Origin of the sequence: Chitinophaga filiformis (assembly GCF_021646545.1) — a bacterium.
GTDB classification, from domain to species: domain Bacteria; phylum Bacteroidota; class Bacteroidia; order Chitinophagales; family Chitinophagaceae; genus Chitinophaga; species Chitinophaga filiformis_A.
The window spans coordinates 1,106,683-1,122,506 of the sequence record NZ_JAKIRP010000001.1; the positions used below are offsets into that span (position 1 = coordinate 1,106,683).

15 protein-coding genes are annotated in these 15,824 nt (G+C 45.2%); 6 read left to right on the forward strand and 9 right to left on the reverse strand.

The window, feature by feature from the left end; all coding sequences use genetic code 11:
- Nucleotides 1–81: 81 nt before the first annotated feature.
- The 3 genes from L3C95_RS04595 to asnS form a co-directional block, all read right to left on the reverse strand.
- On the reverse strand, nucleotides 82–1,038 hold the full coding sequence (locus L3C95_RS04595) for an isopenicillin N synthase family dioxygenase (RefSeq protein ID WP_236385561.1): 957 nt from the start codon (nucleotides 1,036–1,038) through the stop codon (nucleotides 82–84).
- 29 nt (nucleotides 1,039–1,067) lie between these two features.
- Entirely contained in the window at nucleotides 1,068–1,598 is a 531-nt protein-coding gene (locus tag L3C95_RS04600; RefSeq protein ID WP_236385562.1) for an ExbD/TolR family protein, read from the reverse strand.
- Between the two features lie 256 nt (nucleotides 1,599–1,854).
- A complete protein-coding gene (gene asnS / locus L3C95_RS04605) occupies nucleotides 1,855–3,294 on the reverse strand; it encodes an asparagine--tRNA ligase (protein ID WP_236385563.1) in 1,440 nt (479 codons plus the stop codon).
- A 500-nt stretch (nucleotides 3,295–3,794) separates the two neighbouring features.
- On the opposite strand from asnS, the gene rho reads away from it, so the two are divergent.
- Nucleotides 3,795–5,477 carry a transcription termination factor Rho gene (gene rho, locus L3C95_RS04610; RefSeq protein ID WP_236386008.1) on the forward strand — a complete coding sequence of 561 codons (1,683 nt, stop codon included), beginning with the start codon at nucleotides 3,795–3,797 and terminating at the stop codon, nucleotides 5,475–5,477.
- A gap of 285 nt (nucleotides 5,478–5,762) precedes the next feature.
- On the opposite strand, the gene L3C95_RS04615 is transcribed toward rho, so the two are convergent.
- The 6 genes from L3C95_RS04615 to trmB all read right to left on the reverse strand — a co-directional run bounded on the left by L3C95_RS04615 (nucleotide 5,763) and on the right by trmB (nucleotide 10,408).
- Complete coding sequence (locus tag L3C95_RS04615) at nucleotides 5,763–6,518, reverse strand: LytR/AlgR family response regulator transcription factor (RefSeq protein ID WP_236385564.1); 756 nt, start codon at nucleotides 6,516–6,518, stop codon at nucleotides 5,763–5,765.
- A gap of 20 nt (nucleotides 6,519–6,538) precedes the next feature.
- Entirely contained in the window at nucleotides 6,539–8,620 is a 2,082-nt protein-coding gene (locus tag L3C95_RS04620; RefSeq protein WP_236385565.1) for a histidine kinase, read from the reverse strand.
- 17 nt (nucleotides 8,621–8,637) lie between these two features.
- Nucleotides 8,638–8,907 (reverse strand): 4a-hydroxytetrahydrobiopterin dehydratase, encoded by a 270-nt coding sequence (locus L3C95_RS04625; protein WP_317207678.1) that lies wholly within the window; start codon nucleotides 8,905–8,907, stop codon nucleotides 8,638–8,640.
- A gap of 37 nt (nucleotides 8,908–8,944) precedes the next feature.
- Nucleotides 8,945–9,388 carry an IPExxxVDY family protein gene (locus L3C95_RS04630; RefSeq protein WP_236385568.1) on the reverse strand — a complete coding sequence of 148 codons (444 nt, stop codon included), beginning with the start codon at nucleotides 9,386–9,388 and terminating at the stop codon, nucleotides 8,945–8,947.
- A gap of 128 nt (nucleotides 9,389–9,516) precedes the next feature.
- Nucleotides 9,517–9,729, reverse strand: a complete 213-nt coding sequence (locus L3C95_RS04635; RefSeq protein ID WP_236385570.1) for a DUF5522 domain-containing protein — start codon at nucleotides 9,727–9,729, stop codon at nucleotides 9,517–9,519.
- Nucleotides 9,701–10,408, reverse strand: a complete 708-nt coding sequence (gene trmB, locus L3C95_RS04640; protein WP_236385572.1) for a tRNA (guanosine(46)-N7)-methyltransferase TrmB — start codon at nucleotides 10,406–10,408, stop codon at nucleotides 9,701–9,703. The genes L3C95_RS04635 and trmB overlap by 29 nt, the downstream gene beginning before the upstream one ends.
- A gap of 1,003 nt (nucleotides 10,409–11,411) precedes the next feature.
- On the opposite strand from trmB, the gene L3C95_RS04645 reads away from it, so the two are divergent.
- The 5 genes from L3C95_RS04645 (at nucleotide 11,412) to gmk (ending at nucleotide 15,799) form a co-directional block, all read left to right on the forward strand.
- Nucleotides 11,412–11,879: an Lrp/AsnC ligand binding domain-containing protein gene (locus L3C95_RS04645; protein ID WP_110053192.1), complete on the forward strand. Its 468-nt coding sequence runs from the start codon at nucleotides 11,412–11,414 to the stop codon at nucleotides 11,877–11,879.
- Between the two features lie 93 nt (nucleotides 11,880–11,972).
- Entirely contained in the window at nucleotides 11,973–12,899 is a 927-nt protein-coding gene (locus tag L3C95_RS04650) for a tryptophan 2,3-dioxygenase family protein (RefSeq protein WP_236385573.1), read from the forward strand.
- A gap of 181 nt (nucleotides 12,900–13,080) precedes the next feature.
- A complete protein-coding gene (locus tag L3C95_RS04655) occupies nucleotides 13,081–13,803 on the forward strand; it encodes a DUF4290 domain-containing protein (RefSeq protein ID WP_262915816.1) in 723 nt (240 codons plus the stop codon).
- Nucleotides 13,800–15,113 carry a UDP-N-acetylglucosamine 1-carboxyvinyltransferase gene (murA, locus tag L3C95_RS04660; protein WP_236385578.1) on the forward strand — a complete coding sequence of 438 codons (1,314 nt, stop codon included), beginning with the start codon at nucleotides 13,800–13,802 and terminating at the stop codon, nucleotides 15,111–15,113. The genes L3C95_RS04655 and murA overlap by 4 nt, the downstream gene beginning before the upstream one ends.
- A gap of 125 nt (nucleotides 15,114–15,238) precedes the next feature.
- A complete protein-coding gene (gene gmk, locus L3C95_RS04665; protein WP_236385579.1) occupies nucleotides 15,239–15,799 on the forward strand; it encodes a guanylate kinase in 561 nt (186 codons plus the stop codon).
- Nucleotides 15,800–15,824 lie beyond the last annotated feature (25 nt).

A 15,824-nucleotide genomic window follows, 5' to 3' on the forward strand; every position in this document is an offset into this window, starting at 1 on the left:
AAATATTCGTGTATATGACTATAAACAAGGCTGAAAAGCAGACGATCTGTCTTTCAGCCCTGTTTTTTCTATGAGCAGCCGTTATTTCTTCAGGCCGATTTCTCTCAATCTTTCATCCAGGTATTCACCGGCGGTGATGGGTTCATAAGCCAGCGGATTTTCATCCGTTACACAGCTCTCCAGTGCGTTCAGTGGCATCTCTGATTTGGGATGAAGGAAGAACGGAATGGAGAAACGGCTCGTATGCCACATATCGCGGGGTGGGTTTACTACGCGGTGTGTGGTTGATTTCAGGCGATTGTTTGTCAGTCTTTGCAGCATATCGCCTACATTCACCACGATCTGCTCCGGCAGTGATGTGACAGGCACCCAGTTATCCTGTTTGTCCAGTATCTGCAAACCATCAGCAGAAGCGCCTACCAGCAGGGTAATGAGGTTGATGTCCTCATGCTGCTCTGCACGGATGGCAGAAGCAGGTTCCTGCGTAATAGGAGGGTAGTGGATGGCCCTCAGTATGGAATTGCCATTGTGTATATATTCGTCAAAGTAATGCTCATCCAGTCCCAGGTAGATCGCGATCGCCTGTAGCAGTGCTTTACCAGATTTTTCGAAAGCACGGTATGCATCGAAAAAGGTGGGCGAAAAAGCAGGGATCTCCTTTACCGCTACATTTGGCGGATATTCGTTACTGATCGGATCATCATCTTCCACAGTTTGTCCAAACTGGAAGAATTCCTTCAGATCTGGCGCTTCATATCCTTTGGCATGTTCCTTACCGAAAGAGGTATAACCGCGCTGGCCGGCCAGTTCGGGGATCTCGTAAGATCGCTTGGTCTCTGCCGGTAATGTGAAGAACAGCTGTACGTATTTGTACAGTTTTGCAATGAGCTCGTCGGAGATGCCGTGATTTTTTACCGCTACAAAACCTACTTCTTCGTAAGCTTTACCAAGCTGCTCCACGAAAGCGGCTTTACTGGCAGCATCGCCCGAAGTAAAGGCGGCGAGGTCCACAACTGGAATGGATTGAGTTAGTGCCATAGTAATGAGTTTTACATTACTAAGTTAACTTATTTTAAGTAAGCTACATCTTCCGGCGTAATGTCTACCATCGCATATCTTTCCACATGATTGATCAGCATCTCATCCATAATGTCCACCACGTTCTTATAATTGGCAGATTTATCTGCTTTGATGAGTACCATCAGGCCGTCTTCCTTATGTTGTTTGATGACCCGCTCACGTTTGTCTATAATGACATCCCGTATGCCATGGTTATTGGCAAAAGAAGAAGCCTTTACTACCGGAGGATGGAGGGGATCATTACCGATGCCTTCATAGTACCTAACGCTGTTGTTGGCCCCGAGCAAAATGGTGAGGGATTTGCTTTCCGCCAGTGCTTGTGGATGTTCCTTATCATCTGCGGGCATCTTCAGGTCCATCGTCTGAGGTTGTGTCAGCACAGTAGTAAGCATGAAAAAAGTGATGAGCAGAAAGCCCAGGTCTACCATAGGTGTCATGTCTACACGTGTACTTAATTTCCTTGAACGGGTTCCTCTTTTGTGGCCGCGATCGGAGCTGCCGGTATTTATTTCAGCCATAGTGAATAGGTTTAGAGTGTATAAGAATAAATGACTGAAAGCGCTTTCAGGGATATAGATGCGGGGGCGGGTAAATTCCATAAAACAATCCAGATGATGTATAAGGTAATCATTCACCGCCATCATCATAACGTGATCAATCGCGGCAATCGGCTCCATAGTTGCCGTGTGTCTGATAACAATGTTCATTAAGCAAAAACGCCGTCCCTGATCAGGAACGGCGTTTCATATCTTACTCAATGAATTCCAAATTTATTTAAAATTCAGCGCTCTTCGGTGTTCTTGGGAATGGAATTACATCCCTGATATTACCCATACCTGTTACGAACAGCACAAGCCTTTCAAAACCGAGTCCGAAACCTGCGTGAGGCGCAGTACCGAAGCGGCGCGTATCGAGGTACCAGCTCATTTCTTCAACAGGCAGGTGCATTTCCTGCATGCGTGTAACAAGTTTATCGTAGTTCTCTTCGCGCTGTGAACCACCTACGATCTCACCGATACCAGGGAAGAGGATATCCATTGCCCGTACGGTTTTGCCATCTTCGTTCTGCTTCATGTAGAACGCTTTGATAGCTTTGGGATAATCCGTCAGGATCACTGGTTTCTTGAAATGTTTCTCTACCAGGTAACGTTCATGTTCGCTCTGCAGATCGGCGCCCCATTCTTCTATGAGGTAGTTGAATTTCTTTGTTTTGTTAGGTTTGCTGTTCTTCAGGATGTCGATGGCCTCGGTATAGGTGATACGTGTGAACTCGTTGTTCAGTACGAATTCCAGCTTTTCGATCAGTCCCATTTCACTGCGTTCCTGCTGTGGCTTCTGTTTTTCTTCATCTGCCAGGCGTTGTGCGAGGAATTCCAGGTCTTCCCTGTTGTTTTCCAGTGCATAGCCAATAACGGATTTAATGAATGCCTCTGCCAGGTTCATGTTGTCTTCCAGATCATAGAACGCCATTTCCGGTTCTATCATCCAGAATTCCGCCAGGTGACGGGCAGTGTTGGAATTCTCTGCACGGAAGGTAGGTCCGAAGGTGTAAATATCACCAAAGGCCATGGCGCCGAGCTCTCCTTCCAGCTGTCCGGATACTGTCAGATTGGTAGCACGGCCGAAGAAGTCTTCTTTATAGTCAATTTCGCCGCTTTCTGTCAGTGGCGGATTTTTAAGATCGAAGGATGTTACATGGAACATTTCTCCTGCGCCTTCTGCATCTGAAGCCGTAATGATTGGCGTATGCAGATATACAAATCCTCTCTCATTGAAGAATTTATGTACCGCAAAGGCCAGGGAATGACGGAGACGGAAGATAGCACCGAACGTATTAGTGCGGAAACGCAGATGCGCTATTTCACGCAGATATTCCAGACTGGGGCGGTTTTTCAACTGCAGTGGATATTTCTCCGGATCACAGTCGCCCAGTATTTCCAGTTCAATCGCTTTTACTTCCACGCGCTGACCCTTACCCAGGGAAGGGATCACCTGTCCGGATACGCTGATGGCAGCGCCGGTGGTCAGACGTTTTAACAATTCCGGCGTAACAGCATCAATGTCCAGTACCACCTGGATATTATTATTGGTAGAGCCATCATTCAACGCTATAAACTGATTGTTACGGAAAGACCGTATCCAACCTTTTACCACAACAGGATAATCTGTTTTTTCGTCCTGCAGTATCTGCTTGACTTTCACTCTTTGGCTCATATTAATATAAATTTTGGTGTGCAAATTTAAGAGATATAGAGCATACTGCATAGTGTGGAATTGGGTTATAGGGCCGGGTGAGTAAATAAAATGTTAAAATAAATAGCTACCTGTTACGCGCTGTTTGGCAGGAATGTTGATAGATATACAGCGTCAAGACCATAGACAGGCTATGGGACAGGGTTCTATAGGGGGATGTACTGCACGGAAGCTTATCTGGCTGCTGTTGTAACGGGTTAGAGCAGTGCATTTTTTTTGGATAATAGCGAAACTTGTTTTAATCTTGCGTTATAATCTGCCTGATTAAGTTCTAATTTCCATCTTCATCGGCAGTCCTAAACTCAACATTCCCTATCAGATTTAATAACCAGATTAAATTTATTGGACTCAAAAAACAATTATTTGTAATTGGTGTATGTTGGTATGTAGTGGTACCCACCTCACAACACTTTTAAATTTGACAACACACGATGATGTACGACATCTTACAATTGAACGACATGCTCGTTCCTGAGCTGCTTGACATTGCAGAGAAACTTGATGTGCCAAACGCCAAAAAACTGAGCAAACAGGATCTTATCTACAAAATACTCGATAAGCAGGCAGTAATGGCCTCTGAAGGTAACCCGGCAAATGGAGAAGAAAAGAAAACACGTAAGCGGAAATCAAAGAAAGAAGAAGAAGCTGAAGAAGCACATGTAGCAGAAACCACAGCTGCAGATGAAAAACCCAAACGCGGCAGAAAACCAGCTGCCAGTGGCGTAAAAAGCAAAGAGTCTGAATTGGAAGAACCTAAAACTCAGGAAACCAAACCAAAGAAAAAGAACTTCGATATAGACCTTGACATCCCCTCTCTTACTTTCGACGATGATGATGATGTGATCATTCCACAATTTACTGAAGATGCTGAAGAAGAAGAGGAGGAAGATGTAATTACATCTTTACCCGTAGCTGAAGAGGAGGAAGAAGAAGAGGACGAAGACGATTTCGTAATGCCGGAAGAACCGGTGCTGGCGCAGAAACAGCGCTTCCCTGCAAATAAGAAAGAACCTGCTTTTAATATAGAATTTGATGGTATAATTATCAGCGAAGGCGTGCTCGAAATGATGCCTGATGGCTACGGTTTCCTGCGCTCCTCCGACTATAACTACCTCAGTTCACCAGACGATATCTACGTTTCTCCTTCACAGATCAAGCTGTTCGGACTGAAAACAGGCGACACTGTTAAAGGTTCCGTACGCCCTCCGAAAGAAGGTGAAAAATATTTTGCACTGCTGAAAGTAGAAACGATCAATGGTAAGTCTCCTGAAGAAGTGCGCGACCGTGTGCCATTCGACTACCTGACGCCGTTATTCCCTTTCGAAAAATTACGCCTTACTACTACTTCAAATAACTACTCAACCCGTATCATGGACCTGTTTACCCCTATCGGTAAAGGTCAGCGTGGCTTGATCGTAGCACAGCCTAAAGTCGGTAAAACGATGTTGCTGAAAGAAGTAGCAAACGCTATCGCAACAAACCATCCTGAAGTATACCTCATGGTAGTACTGATCGATGAACGTCCGGAAGAGGTAACCGATATGGAACGTAGTGTAAAAGCAGAAGTAATTGCCTCTACATTTGACGAACCGGCTGAGAAACACGTAAAAGTATCTGCTATCGCTCTCCAGAAGGCAAAACGCCTGGTAGAATGCGGACACGATGTAGTGATCCTGCTGGATTCCATCACCCGTCTGGCCCGTGCACATAACACCGTAGCTCCTGCCTCCGGTAAAGTATTGAGCGGTGGTGTGGAAGCAAACGCAATGCAGAAACCTAAACAGTTCTTCGGCGCCGCCCGTAAGATCGAAAACGGTGGCTCTTTAACAATACTTGCTACAGCATTGATCGATACAGGTTCCAAAATGGATGAGGTGATCTTTGAAGAATTCAAAGGTACCGGTAACATGGAACTGCAACTGGACCGTAAACTGGCCAACAGACGTATCTTCCCTGCTATTGACGTATCTGCTTCCTCTACCCGTCGTGACGACCTGTTACTGGAAAAAGATATCCTGAAGCGCATCCACATCCTGCGTAATCACCTCGCAGACATGAACACAGAAGAATCTATGCACTTCATGCTGCAACACATGAGAGGAACTAAGAACAACGAAGAGTTCCTGATCTCTATGAACGGATAATACTTCCTTCAACAAATAAAAGAAAGAGCCTGTATCGGAAGATGCAGGCTCTTTCTTTTATCCTCATAGCTGAGAGAATCAGGTAGGCTTTATGTTTCCAAGGACCTTCGTTTATTTTACTACGTCCTCTTTTATCCGGTATTTGATACGGTCATGAGCTGTTTTATGCACTTTTAAGGACGTTCATCAATTTGCTACATCCTCTTTTTATCCGGGAACCTGAGAGAATCAGGTAGGTTTTATGTTTCCAGGGACCTTCGTTTATTTTACTACGTCCTCTTTCTTTTATTTGTACTGTTTCCAGTGGCTGACAAGATCCTTCTTCCTTCTGTCAGCAACCTCCAGCTTTACGCCGTTTTTCAGCAACACTTTGTTACCATCATTCTCAATATTACTGATCTGAGAGAGCTGCACCATCTGATGATTGTTGATCTGATAGAAACGCAGCGGGCCAAACAGATCGGTATAATAACGGAAAGAACGCTCCGCCTGCAGCAATTCCTTATCCACCAGGTGGATAGTACACTTCTCAGTATTGGCCTCGAGATAAGCGATCGTATTCAGAGGGATGATCATATCCTCCTGCTGTGTAAGCGGGATCACCAGGTCCATGTTGATATTTTTCCCGCTGTTAAAATTTTCTAAGAGCACCTTATAACGGGTAGTGCTGGCATTTGCATGAATGCGGCTGGTGATCTTATTGACGGCAGTCGTCAAACTTTCCCTGTCAATAGGCTTCAGAATGATCTCTACTTCGCTGAAGCGTATGGTGTGGAGAAACTTCTTCTCAAAAGCTGTCACAAACACTGCTTCAAAGGGGGGCACATCCTTAGTGCCTAGTAATACGTCAAAGCCAGTTCCATCGGGCATTTCAAGATCCAGGAATACCAATTGCGGCTGATGTTCACGAATGGTGGCAATGCCATCTGCGCAGTCAGATGCAGTAGCTGCGATCTGTACATCGGGGCAATATTTTTCCAGCATCAGGGATATGATGTCCCGGCTATTGCGTTCATCGTCTATAATAACTGCTTTTATCATAGTCCAATATGCTTGTATGGCTAGAGTTGGGGAATCAGGATCCTTACAATAGTACCACTTTCTGTATTATTAATTTCTGATTTGTCTATGACGTCGATATGTATACCTGTATTGTACATCTTGTTCAGCAGTTCCGCCCGGTTAAAGCTGATCTCCATGCCAGACGACTGATGATGTTTAGGCAATGTGCGCAGTGTTTTGGAGCGGATGATGCCGATACCATTATCTTCTATCAGGCATTCCAGCATATCGGGGTCTGTCTGGTTGAACTGTATCAGCAGCTTACCGATTGGATAATTACTGTTGGTCATCCCATATTTCACCGCATTCTCTACATAAGGTTGCAGCAGCATGGCAGGTACTTCCAGCTCTGAAGTGGCAATGGCAGGATCGACAATGATCTCGTATTCCATCTTATGCTCGAACCGCATCTTCTCCAACCCAAGATAAGTATTCAGATAAGCAATTTCATCTGCCAGGGAAATAAAATTACGCCGGGAGAAGTCCAGCGTTTTACGGATCAGATAAGAGAAGTCTGACAGATATTTCTGCGCGTATTCAAAATCCCGCTGCATCACAAAGAGCTGAATGGAATTCAGGCAGTTGAAAATGAAGTGGGGATTGATCTGCGCACGGATGGCCTTCAGTTCTATCTCCGTCAGCTTTTTATCGTATTCTGTCTCCAGGTGCATCTTGCGTTGCTCTTCCAGCTCCTGTTTCTTGCGTAATATTTCAGTGGTCTGCTCTTTTACCAGTTCTTCCAGTTGCTCATTCAGCTTATGTTGCAGCTCTTTATTCTTATTCAGCTGTTTGATGAGTAGTTCCTGTGTACGGGTCCTTTCATGATGCACCAGTTTGTTCCGGTAGCTAAGGCCTGCCAGGAAGAACATGGATTGCAGCAATACACCTGCTACGATGAGTAGGGAAGGGGCCGACATTTCACCTAAAGCATTGATCAGTCCCAGCGGGCGGATAAGCATCAGGAAGGAGCCGAAGCTGGCCATGTAAAAACACAGGGAGCCAAACAGGAAGAAGCGCACCAGCGGATGATGCCGGGAACGTTTGGCCAGTGCTATGAATACCACCAGCAGCGGAAGTAAAGTAGAAATGTATACATAGCTATATATCATCACCGGCACCTGGTATTGCTCCTGGGCAATACAATAGAAACAGATAATGATAATACCGCCGATAATTGCAGCCACCGATGTAAACAGCTTCTCCATGAAAGGATACCGCTCCTGCAGGTTCAGGAAGGTGTTCCCGAATGCCAGGTACATCAGGTAAAAGCAGAACAGCAACGCCGGAACATCCCAGTAATATTTGAGCATGGGCCAGCGATAGAAGACCGATAGCTGATAGGGCTGGCTTTCCAGGCGTAGTGTAAAGAACAAGATCAGGCCCAGCATGTATGCAGCAAAATACATGTATGACTTGTCTGGCAGCTGTATGTAGTTGATGACGGCAATAGCCAGGCATACCAGCAACATACCGAGCAATACATGGATCAGAATACTTTCTCCCCGGAAATATTCCAGTTGGTTGGTACGGAACTGGCTATATTGAAGGGCATCAAAGAGCACAGGCATCAGCCCGTTCTCGTTGTAATATTTGTTATTGATATGAAGGAAGAAGGTGCGTGTGTGTCCGGGAGGTACAATTACATTGAATCCGTAATGCTCCCAGCGCACCACATCGCCACGGTCTTTCATCAGACCCGTTTGCATCAGCAGGCGCGGACGACTGCCTGTAGTATCCTGCACATACCAGCTCATATCATCATGCCAGCCGGTGAAAAGTGTCAGTGCAGAATCCTGGCTGCCTGCATTCTTCACATGCAGTTTCAGCCAGCAATTATTGCCTTTTCCAATATGCTTTTTCTCTACATGGAATAGGTGATAGTTGTGGTTAAAAGATGCTGAAATAATCTGTTGTGGTGTTAGTAATCCCCCTTTATCCTCCAGGCTCATAACGTATGGCCGCAAATCGACGGTTGAAGACAGATGATCGAAATCTGCTACCAGGGTGTCTCTTGCGGATGTATGGGCCGAAGCATTAATGGAGTAACAAAACAACAGGAAAAGTAAATAAATACGAATCACTGTTTGCTAATATATTTTTACAACAAGCCATCTATGGCTTTCGCCAGCTTATGGTCTTTTTCCGTGATCACACCTCCCGCATCATGTGTACATAGGTATATCTCTACCTTGTTATAAACATTTGTCCAGTTAGGGTGATGGTCCATCTTTTCAGCAACAAGGGCAACTTTTGTCATAAATGCGAACGCTTCTCTGAAGTTTTTAAACTCGAAGGAACGGTACAGTTGGTTCTTTTTTTCTTCCCACATAACAAAAGAATTTAAGCATGAAACAAAAGCCTTGTTCACGGGTGCAATTCGGTGAAGGAACGACCAGGCGTGCCGGTCAGAAGATGAGATTCATCTTATTTTTGATCTCTCTAATATCCAATAAAGATACTAATTGTACAAGCTCTACGTGGCGTAATTGATCTATTAATTTCTTAACGTCCTCTAACTGATAATAATCACCTTTGACCATCCAGAGATAGTCTACATTCTTCAGTTCAGGCAGCAGGAACTCTGCCTGACAGTGATTGTTATAGAAATAATGAACGGACGATTTTGTCGGTTCCTCAAACTCAAAAACGCTGAAATAGAATGCCCTGTTGTTTTTGGACAGGTTAATTTCCAGGGAATTGTTCACCCGGAAATCAAGATGCATGTAGTTATTAATCTGCCAGCACAGTTGGTAGTCGCGGGCGGAAGACACAATACCAATAACGTGGGTCGATTCGAAGAAATCTTCCAGCAGTTGATCCTGGTCCAGCTTTAACTTTAATACCGACATATAATAATTTCTAATACAGTATACGCCAGGGGCGTCGTTTTAGTCCGTTTAACCTGTTGCTTTCCTGGAAGCCAAAGTACGGCTTTAAAATTTAATATTCCGTCATCCTTTATTTTTCGTGCCTTCCATCAATAGTTACTCTGTTCTTCTTTATTGCCGGTCTGCCGGCCGGCAAGTAGATCGGTACGTCTTGGTTCGGGCACTTTTTCATATGCGTATGGGCAGTGCTTGCAGCCGTTACCGCAGCAATAGCCCCTTTCAAGGAGGAAATGTTCAGTGAACACCATATAGCCGTGTTCATTGTAGTAGAAATCAATCCCCTCCTTCAACGGCTTCGGCATCGGATGGTAATTTTATGGCGCGCCAGTCAAGCGGAGCCTCCGGCAGTCTGAATTTCAGGTACCGGATAGTACGGCCGTCTTCCAGGTGCATTCCTTCATAGAAGGTTTTTATCTGCAACAGGGGAGGTACTTCCGTCATGGCATAAATGTCCGGAATATCTTCCACTAAGGTACAGCCACTCGCTGCGATCACTTCCTGAGTGAAGGCATATAGTTCTGCCGAGTCTGTTTTCAGGTTGATAGTACCGTCCTTAGCCAGCAGTGGTTGGTATAGCTGCAGGAACCTGGGGTGTGTCAGCCGTTTTTTAGACTTGGAATTGCGCAGGAACGGATCAGGGAAGGTGATCCATATCTCATTAATCTCGCCGGGGGCGAAATAGTTGGCCAGTTTATCTATCTGGGTGCGGAGGAAGCCGGCATTGGGTAATGGTTCTTCCAGGGCAGTCTTGGCGCCGCGCCAGATGCGGTTGCCTTTCAGGTCCACGCCGAGGAAGTTCCTTTCAGGGAAGCGGCGGGCGAGCCCCAGTGTATAATCTCCTTTACCACAGGCCAGTTCCAGGGTCAGTGGATGGCTATTTTTGAAGAACGTATGCCATTTTCCCGGCATGCCTTCCGGGTATATTAATACATTCGGAAACGTCTCAATTTCTGCAAAGCGTTGTAATTTCTTTTGTCCCATCGCTGCAAAAATAATGTTTTCCCCGGACGCCCTAAAATCCCCGGGGGCCACCTGGCCCCGGGGTTGCACCCTGCGCTACAAACACATGCCCACTGCGGGGGGCTGTATCTCGCGGGAAATCATCCCTTCTAACTCGACCTTCTACAGTATGTCCACGGGCCAGGGCGGCGATGCTTCGACACCCTGCATACAACCCTTTTGCTATATCATCAACCGGGGCTCCAACGGGAATATGGCTTTACTACACCTTCTAAGATGGTTGTAATTCCTATGCCTTGCCTACTGTAACTCAACTATAAACCACTATCTAACCATATATAACCCATATATAACCCATATCTCTTAAATATGGGTTATATATGGGTCGTATATGGCTTATATATGGCTTATATATGGGTTATATATGGGAATAGGCCATGGTAAAGGCTTTACAAGGATTATTTAAATAATTGTTTACGTGCTGGGTTACAATAAAATAATCTTATGGTGTAGAGTGTTGTATGTCACCCAATTAAGTATATCAGAGGGGATTGATTAATAACTGGAATAAAAGAAAGTTGCTAAGGCAGGCTGGACGGTGGGGGAGTGCTTAAAACAAAAAAGCCTGTTCCGCTTACCGGAACAGGCTTCAAAAAATCGCTGTAGGGGAAGGAGTCGAACCTTCACGAGGCAGTTAGCCGCAACACAAATAAGATTAGTGGTCAACCCATTATGTTGTGTTTATCCTGTGATCCCCACCCCCGAGACAAGAGGGCATGTCTGCCAGTTTCATCACCCCACAATTTAAAAGAGCTAGTTATTCAATAATTTGCAGTGTTTTTTCAATTATATTCAGTTTTTAGGCCGACTATTTTGTTGAAAACCGCCGTTTGAAGAACTATTATGATGCAAATCTAAAGACATAACCTTTTTCTTGCAAATTTTTTAAGAAAAATTTTTGAATTTTCGAAATTTTTCAAATATTTGCATATAGGTTTAAAACATTCCAAAACAAATTGTAAAAATGAGCCACAATTTGAATATTGACAAACTAGATTTGCAGATCATCAGTGAAATGATGCATAATGCAGAAATCTCCTACGCTGACCTCGGGAAGAAGCTTTTCGTTTCCGGTGGCACGATCCACGTTAGAATGAAGAAATTGCAAGAACTGGGTATCGTTAAAGGTACAAAATTGCATGTAGATTTAAAAATGATTGGTTATGATGTCATTGCCTTCATCGGTATCTACCTTGAAAAAAGTTCCATGTATGACACAGTGGCTAAAGAATTGCGCAAGATCCCTGAAATGGTTCGTTTGAACTACACCACCGGTAGTTATAGTATGTTTGCAGAGATTATTTGTAAGGACATTTCCCAGCTGAGAAGGATACTACATGACGAACTACAGAAGATAAAAGGTATAGAAAGGACCGAGACACTTATATCACTGGAAGAAAGCTTTTACCGCACTATCAACGTTGTGGAATAGGGGGGACCCGCCACCCCTTCCTGTCTGCTTATCTTGTAGTGTAGCATATGACTGACTGGCGGCCGGGAAGGGATCACTAATTCTATCATTATTATGGTTACAACAGAAATTGCCGATAAAATAAAGCGGCTGGAAGAGAAGTATGCCGCTATGGGTCAGGATCTTTCTTCTTATCTTGACGGGCTCCTGTATGCGGATTACCTTACCTATTGGGATTATATTCAACTGGATGTTTTATTAAACCTGCAGCATCCCCGTACGCCTATACCCGATGAGAACATTTTCATTATTTATCATCAGATCACTGAGCTATATTTCAAACTGACGTTACAGGCCATCGAGCAGGTATGTCAGGCGCCGGTGCTGACGGCAGACCTGTTTAAAACGCAGCTGAAGCGTATTAATAACTATTTCCGCAACCTGATCAACTCTTTTGAGATCATGGTGGATGGCATGGATAAGCAGCAGTTCCTCCAATTCAGGATGGCGCTGTTGCCGGCAAGCGGTTTTCAGAGTGGCCAGTTCCGTAAGATAGAGATCTGTTCTACCGGTCTTGTCAACCTGGTATATGAACAGCAACGGGTAGGGCTGAATGGAAAAGAACTGTCTGAGGTCCTGGATAATATTTACTGGCGCAGCGGGGCTACCGAGTTGGCTACCGGTAAGAAAACACTGACCCTGCGACAGTTTGAGCAGAAGTATATGCATGAATTCCTGTTCCTGGCAGAGCGTTACCGGGACAATAATATGCAGCTGCGATATAAACAGTTACCTCCGGAAGTACAACAGGAGGTAATGCCCCTGCTGAAAGAATACGACCTGAACATTAACGTGAAGTGGCCGCTGATGCATTATAAGTCCGCCGTCAGATACCTGAACCGCAAACCCGAAGACATTGCTGCAACCGGAGGAACCAACTGGCAGCAGTATTTGCCTCCCCGTCATAAGCGGATCGTCTTCTTCCCTGAGATCTGGACAGAAGAAGAGCTCGAAAACTGGGGGAAACTGGCGTTCGAATAATTCTTAATTAGTATTTTTTTTGGTATGTTTGCAAGGAACGGTAGCTTTCACATTAAAAGTCATTCCGTCCTGGAAGAAGACCAGGTACAAAGATGTTCTCCAATCAGCTTTTGTTGCTTTGTGAATGCGCAAGCAGATCTTACCTTTCAAAATTTACACAGATTATTTTTTAATTAACCATATGGAATACAATACAACCCGTAACCATTTGATAATGAAGGAGTACGGAAGGAATATCCAGAAGATGATCGAATACGTGCTGAGTATCGAGGATATGGACCACCGTCAACGGAATGCTATGTCACTGATCGAGCTGATGGGTACACTGAATCCTCACCTGCGTAATGTGGAGGACTTCAGGCATAAACTATGGGACCATTTGTTTTTAATATCCGATTTCAAACTGGATGTGGAATCACCATATCCGATCCCTACAAGGGAGACGTTGAGGGCAAAACCGGAGCGTTTGACTTACCCTAAAAAGTATCCACGTAACCGTCACTTCGGTAAAAACCTGGAGATGGTGATCGATAAAGCGATCAATGAGGATAATCCTGAAAAGAAAGAAGGGTTCACCCAATGTATAGGCAACTACATGAAACTGGCCTATAGCAACTGGCACAAGGAAAGTGTGCATGACGATGCTATCAAGGCAGAATTAAACAGCATCACCGATGGCAGACTGGAGTTCCAGCCAGGTTATACACCTCCTCCAAGTGCAGCTGCAATTGCCAACGCACCTAACTTCAATACAAGCGCTGAGTTCCTGCCACGTACCGGTAGCGGTAGCGGCAGTGGAAGTAATAAACGTAAGAACTTCCAGCAGAACAAGTTCAAAAACAACAGCGGAAAAAGCAGTAACAAGCACAGTAACAACAAATACAATAAAAACAGGAACAAGTGAGTAGTGCTTTTGAAGTCAGAGGCGGCAACCGTCTGAAAGGGGAAATTGTGCCCCAGGGTGCCAAAAATGAAGCTTTACAGATCATCAGCGCTGTCCTCCTGACAGCCGAGAAAGTAACCATCAGCAACATTCCAGATATTCTTGATGTGAATCTGCTCATCGAGTTGCTGGGAGACATGGGAGTGAAAATCAACAGGATCAGCCGTGATACGTGCGAGTTCCAGGCTGACCAGATCAATCTTCCTTACCTGGAGAGTGCAGAATTCAAGAAGAAATCCGGTAGACTGAGGGGGTCGGTAATGATAGCCGGTCCTTTGCTGGCGCGCTTTGGGAAAGCATATATTCCCAAACCGGGCGGCGACAAGATAGGACGTCGCAGGCTGGATACCCACATCATCGGTTTTGAGAAACTGGGTGTCAGATTTGTATACGATAATGATGATAACTACTTCCGCCTGGAAGCCGGAGACGGTGGCCTGAAAGGAGCTTATATGCTGCTGGACGAGCCTTCAGTGACCGGAACTGCCAACATCGTAATGGCGGCTGTAATGGCCAGCGGAGTGACCACTATTTATAACGCGGCATGTGAGCCTTACCTGCAGCAGTTGTGCAAAATGCTGAACAGCATGGGCGCCAACATTACCGGCGTAGGTTCTAACCTGCTGACTATCCAGGGCGTATCATCCCTGAAAGGCTGTAGTCATGCGATGTTGCCGGATATGATCGAGATCGGCTCCTTTATCGGACTTGCAGCAATGACCCAGTCTGAGATCACCATCAAGAACGCCGGTGTGCAACACCTGGGTGTTATTCCGGAGAAGTTCCGTCAGCTGGGTATTCAGCTGGAGATCAGGGATAATGATATTTACATTCCCGCACAGGATAAATATGAGATCCAGACTTTCCTGGATGGATCCATTCTTACGATATCCGACCATCCATGGCCGGGATTCACGCCTGACCTGCTGAGTATAGTGCTGGTAGTGGCTACTCAGGCAAAAGGTAGCGTGATGATCCACCAGAAGATGTTTGAGAGCAGGTTGTTCTTTGTGGACAAACTGATAGATATGGGCGCACAGATCGTATTGTGCGATCCGCACCGTGCCGTGGTGATCGGTCTGGGAAGACAGCATGCCCTGAGAGGTATTACCATGTCTTCACCGGATATCCGTGCAGGTGTATCCCTCCTGATTGCCGCACTGAGCGCAGAAGGAAAGAGCACTATTCAAAACATTGAACAGATAGACCGCGGTTACCAATATATCGACGAACGATTGAGAAAACTCGGTGCAGATATTAAAAGAGTCTGATAATATAAGGAATTCTGCAAGCTGCAAGAGATTGGCGCGAACGATCATATCATATGGTACGATGCCCGCACCAGTCGCTTGCAGCTTGTGATTTATAGCGGAACCTGGATAATTAGCAGTAGAACATGACCAATAAGATCATCATTATCACTGCTCCCTCCGGAGCAGGTAAAACCACCATTGTAAAAAAGTTGTTGTCTGAACTGCCACAGCTTGCATTTTCTATTTCAGCTACTACCCGTACTGCCAGAGAGACAGAAGTGCATGGGAAAGATTACTATTTCCTGTCCCTGGACGATTTCCATCAGAAAATAGATGATAACGCTTTCGCGGAATATGAGATGGTGTATGCGGGGAAATACTATGGAACCCTGAAAAGTGAGTTACAACGCATATGGGACGACGGAAAAGTGCCGATGGTGGATATTGATGTGAAAGGAGCCCTGTCCATAAAAGAGAAATATCATACAGGTGTATTAACTATTTTCATTGCACCGCCAACGTTGGACACCCTACGGGTACGTCTTAGTGAACGTGGTACGGAAACGCAGGCCTCTCTTGAGGAAAGGCTTGGCAAGGCCCGGTATGAAATGTCATTCTCCCATGAATTTGATGAAATTGTAGTGAACGATGATCTGGAAACGGCATATGCAGCTGTAAAGAAGCTGGTGACCGGATTCCTGTAGTGACACATAAGGTTCCGGTGCAATC

Bases quoted from the DNA above. Each gene is read 5' to 3' on its own strand.
- L3C95_RS04595 (WP_236385561.1), bottom strand. From the start codon at position 1,038: ATGGCACTAACTCAATCCATTCCAGTTGTGGACCTCGCCGCCTTTACT.
- L3C95_RS04600 (WP_236385562.1), bottom strand. From the start codon at position 1,598: ATGGCTGAAATAAATACCGGCAGCTCCGATCGCGGCCACAAAAGAGGA.
- asnS (WP_236385563.1), bottom strand. From the start codon at position 3,294: ATGAGCCAAAGAGTGAAAGTCAAGCAGATACTGCAGGACGAAAAAACA.
- rho (WP_236386008.1), top strand. From the start codon at position 3,795: ATGCTCGTTCCTGAGCTGCTTGACATTGCAGAGAAACTTGATGTGCCA.
- L3C95_RS04615 (WP_236385564.1), bottom strand. From the start codon at position 6,518: ATGATAAAAGCAGTTATTATAGACGATGAACGCAATAGCCGGGACATC.
- L3C95_RS04630 (WP_236385568.1), bottom strand. From the start codon at position 9,388: ATGTCGGTATTAAAGTTAAAGCTGGACCAGGATCAACTGCTGGAAGAT.
- L3C95_RS04635 (WP_236385570.1), bottom strand. From the start codon at position 9,729: ATGCCGAAGCCGTTGAAGGAGGGGATTGATTTCTACTACAATGAACAC.
- trmB (WP_236385572.1), bottom strand. From the start codon at position 10,408: ATGGGACAAAAGAAATTACAACGCTTTGCAGAAATTGAGACGTTTCCG.
- L3C95_RS04645 (WP_110053192.1), top strand. From the start codon at position 11,412: ATGAGCCACAATTTGAATATTGACAAACTAGATTTGCAGATCATCAGT.
- L3C95_RS04650 (WP_236385573.1), top strand. From the start codon at position 11,973: ATGGTTACAACAGAAATTGCCGATAAAATAAAGCGGCTGGAAGAGAAG.
- L3C95_RS04655 (WP_262915816.1), top strand. From the start codon at position 13,081: ATGGAATACAATACAACCCGTAACCATTTGATAATGAAGGAGTACGGA.
- gmk (WP_236385579.1), top strand. From the start codon at position 15,239: ATGACCAATAAGATCATCATTATCACTGCTCCCTCCGGAGCAGGTAAA.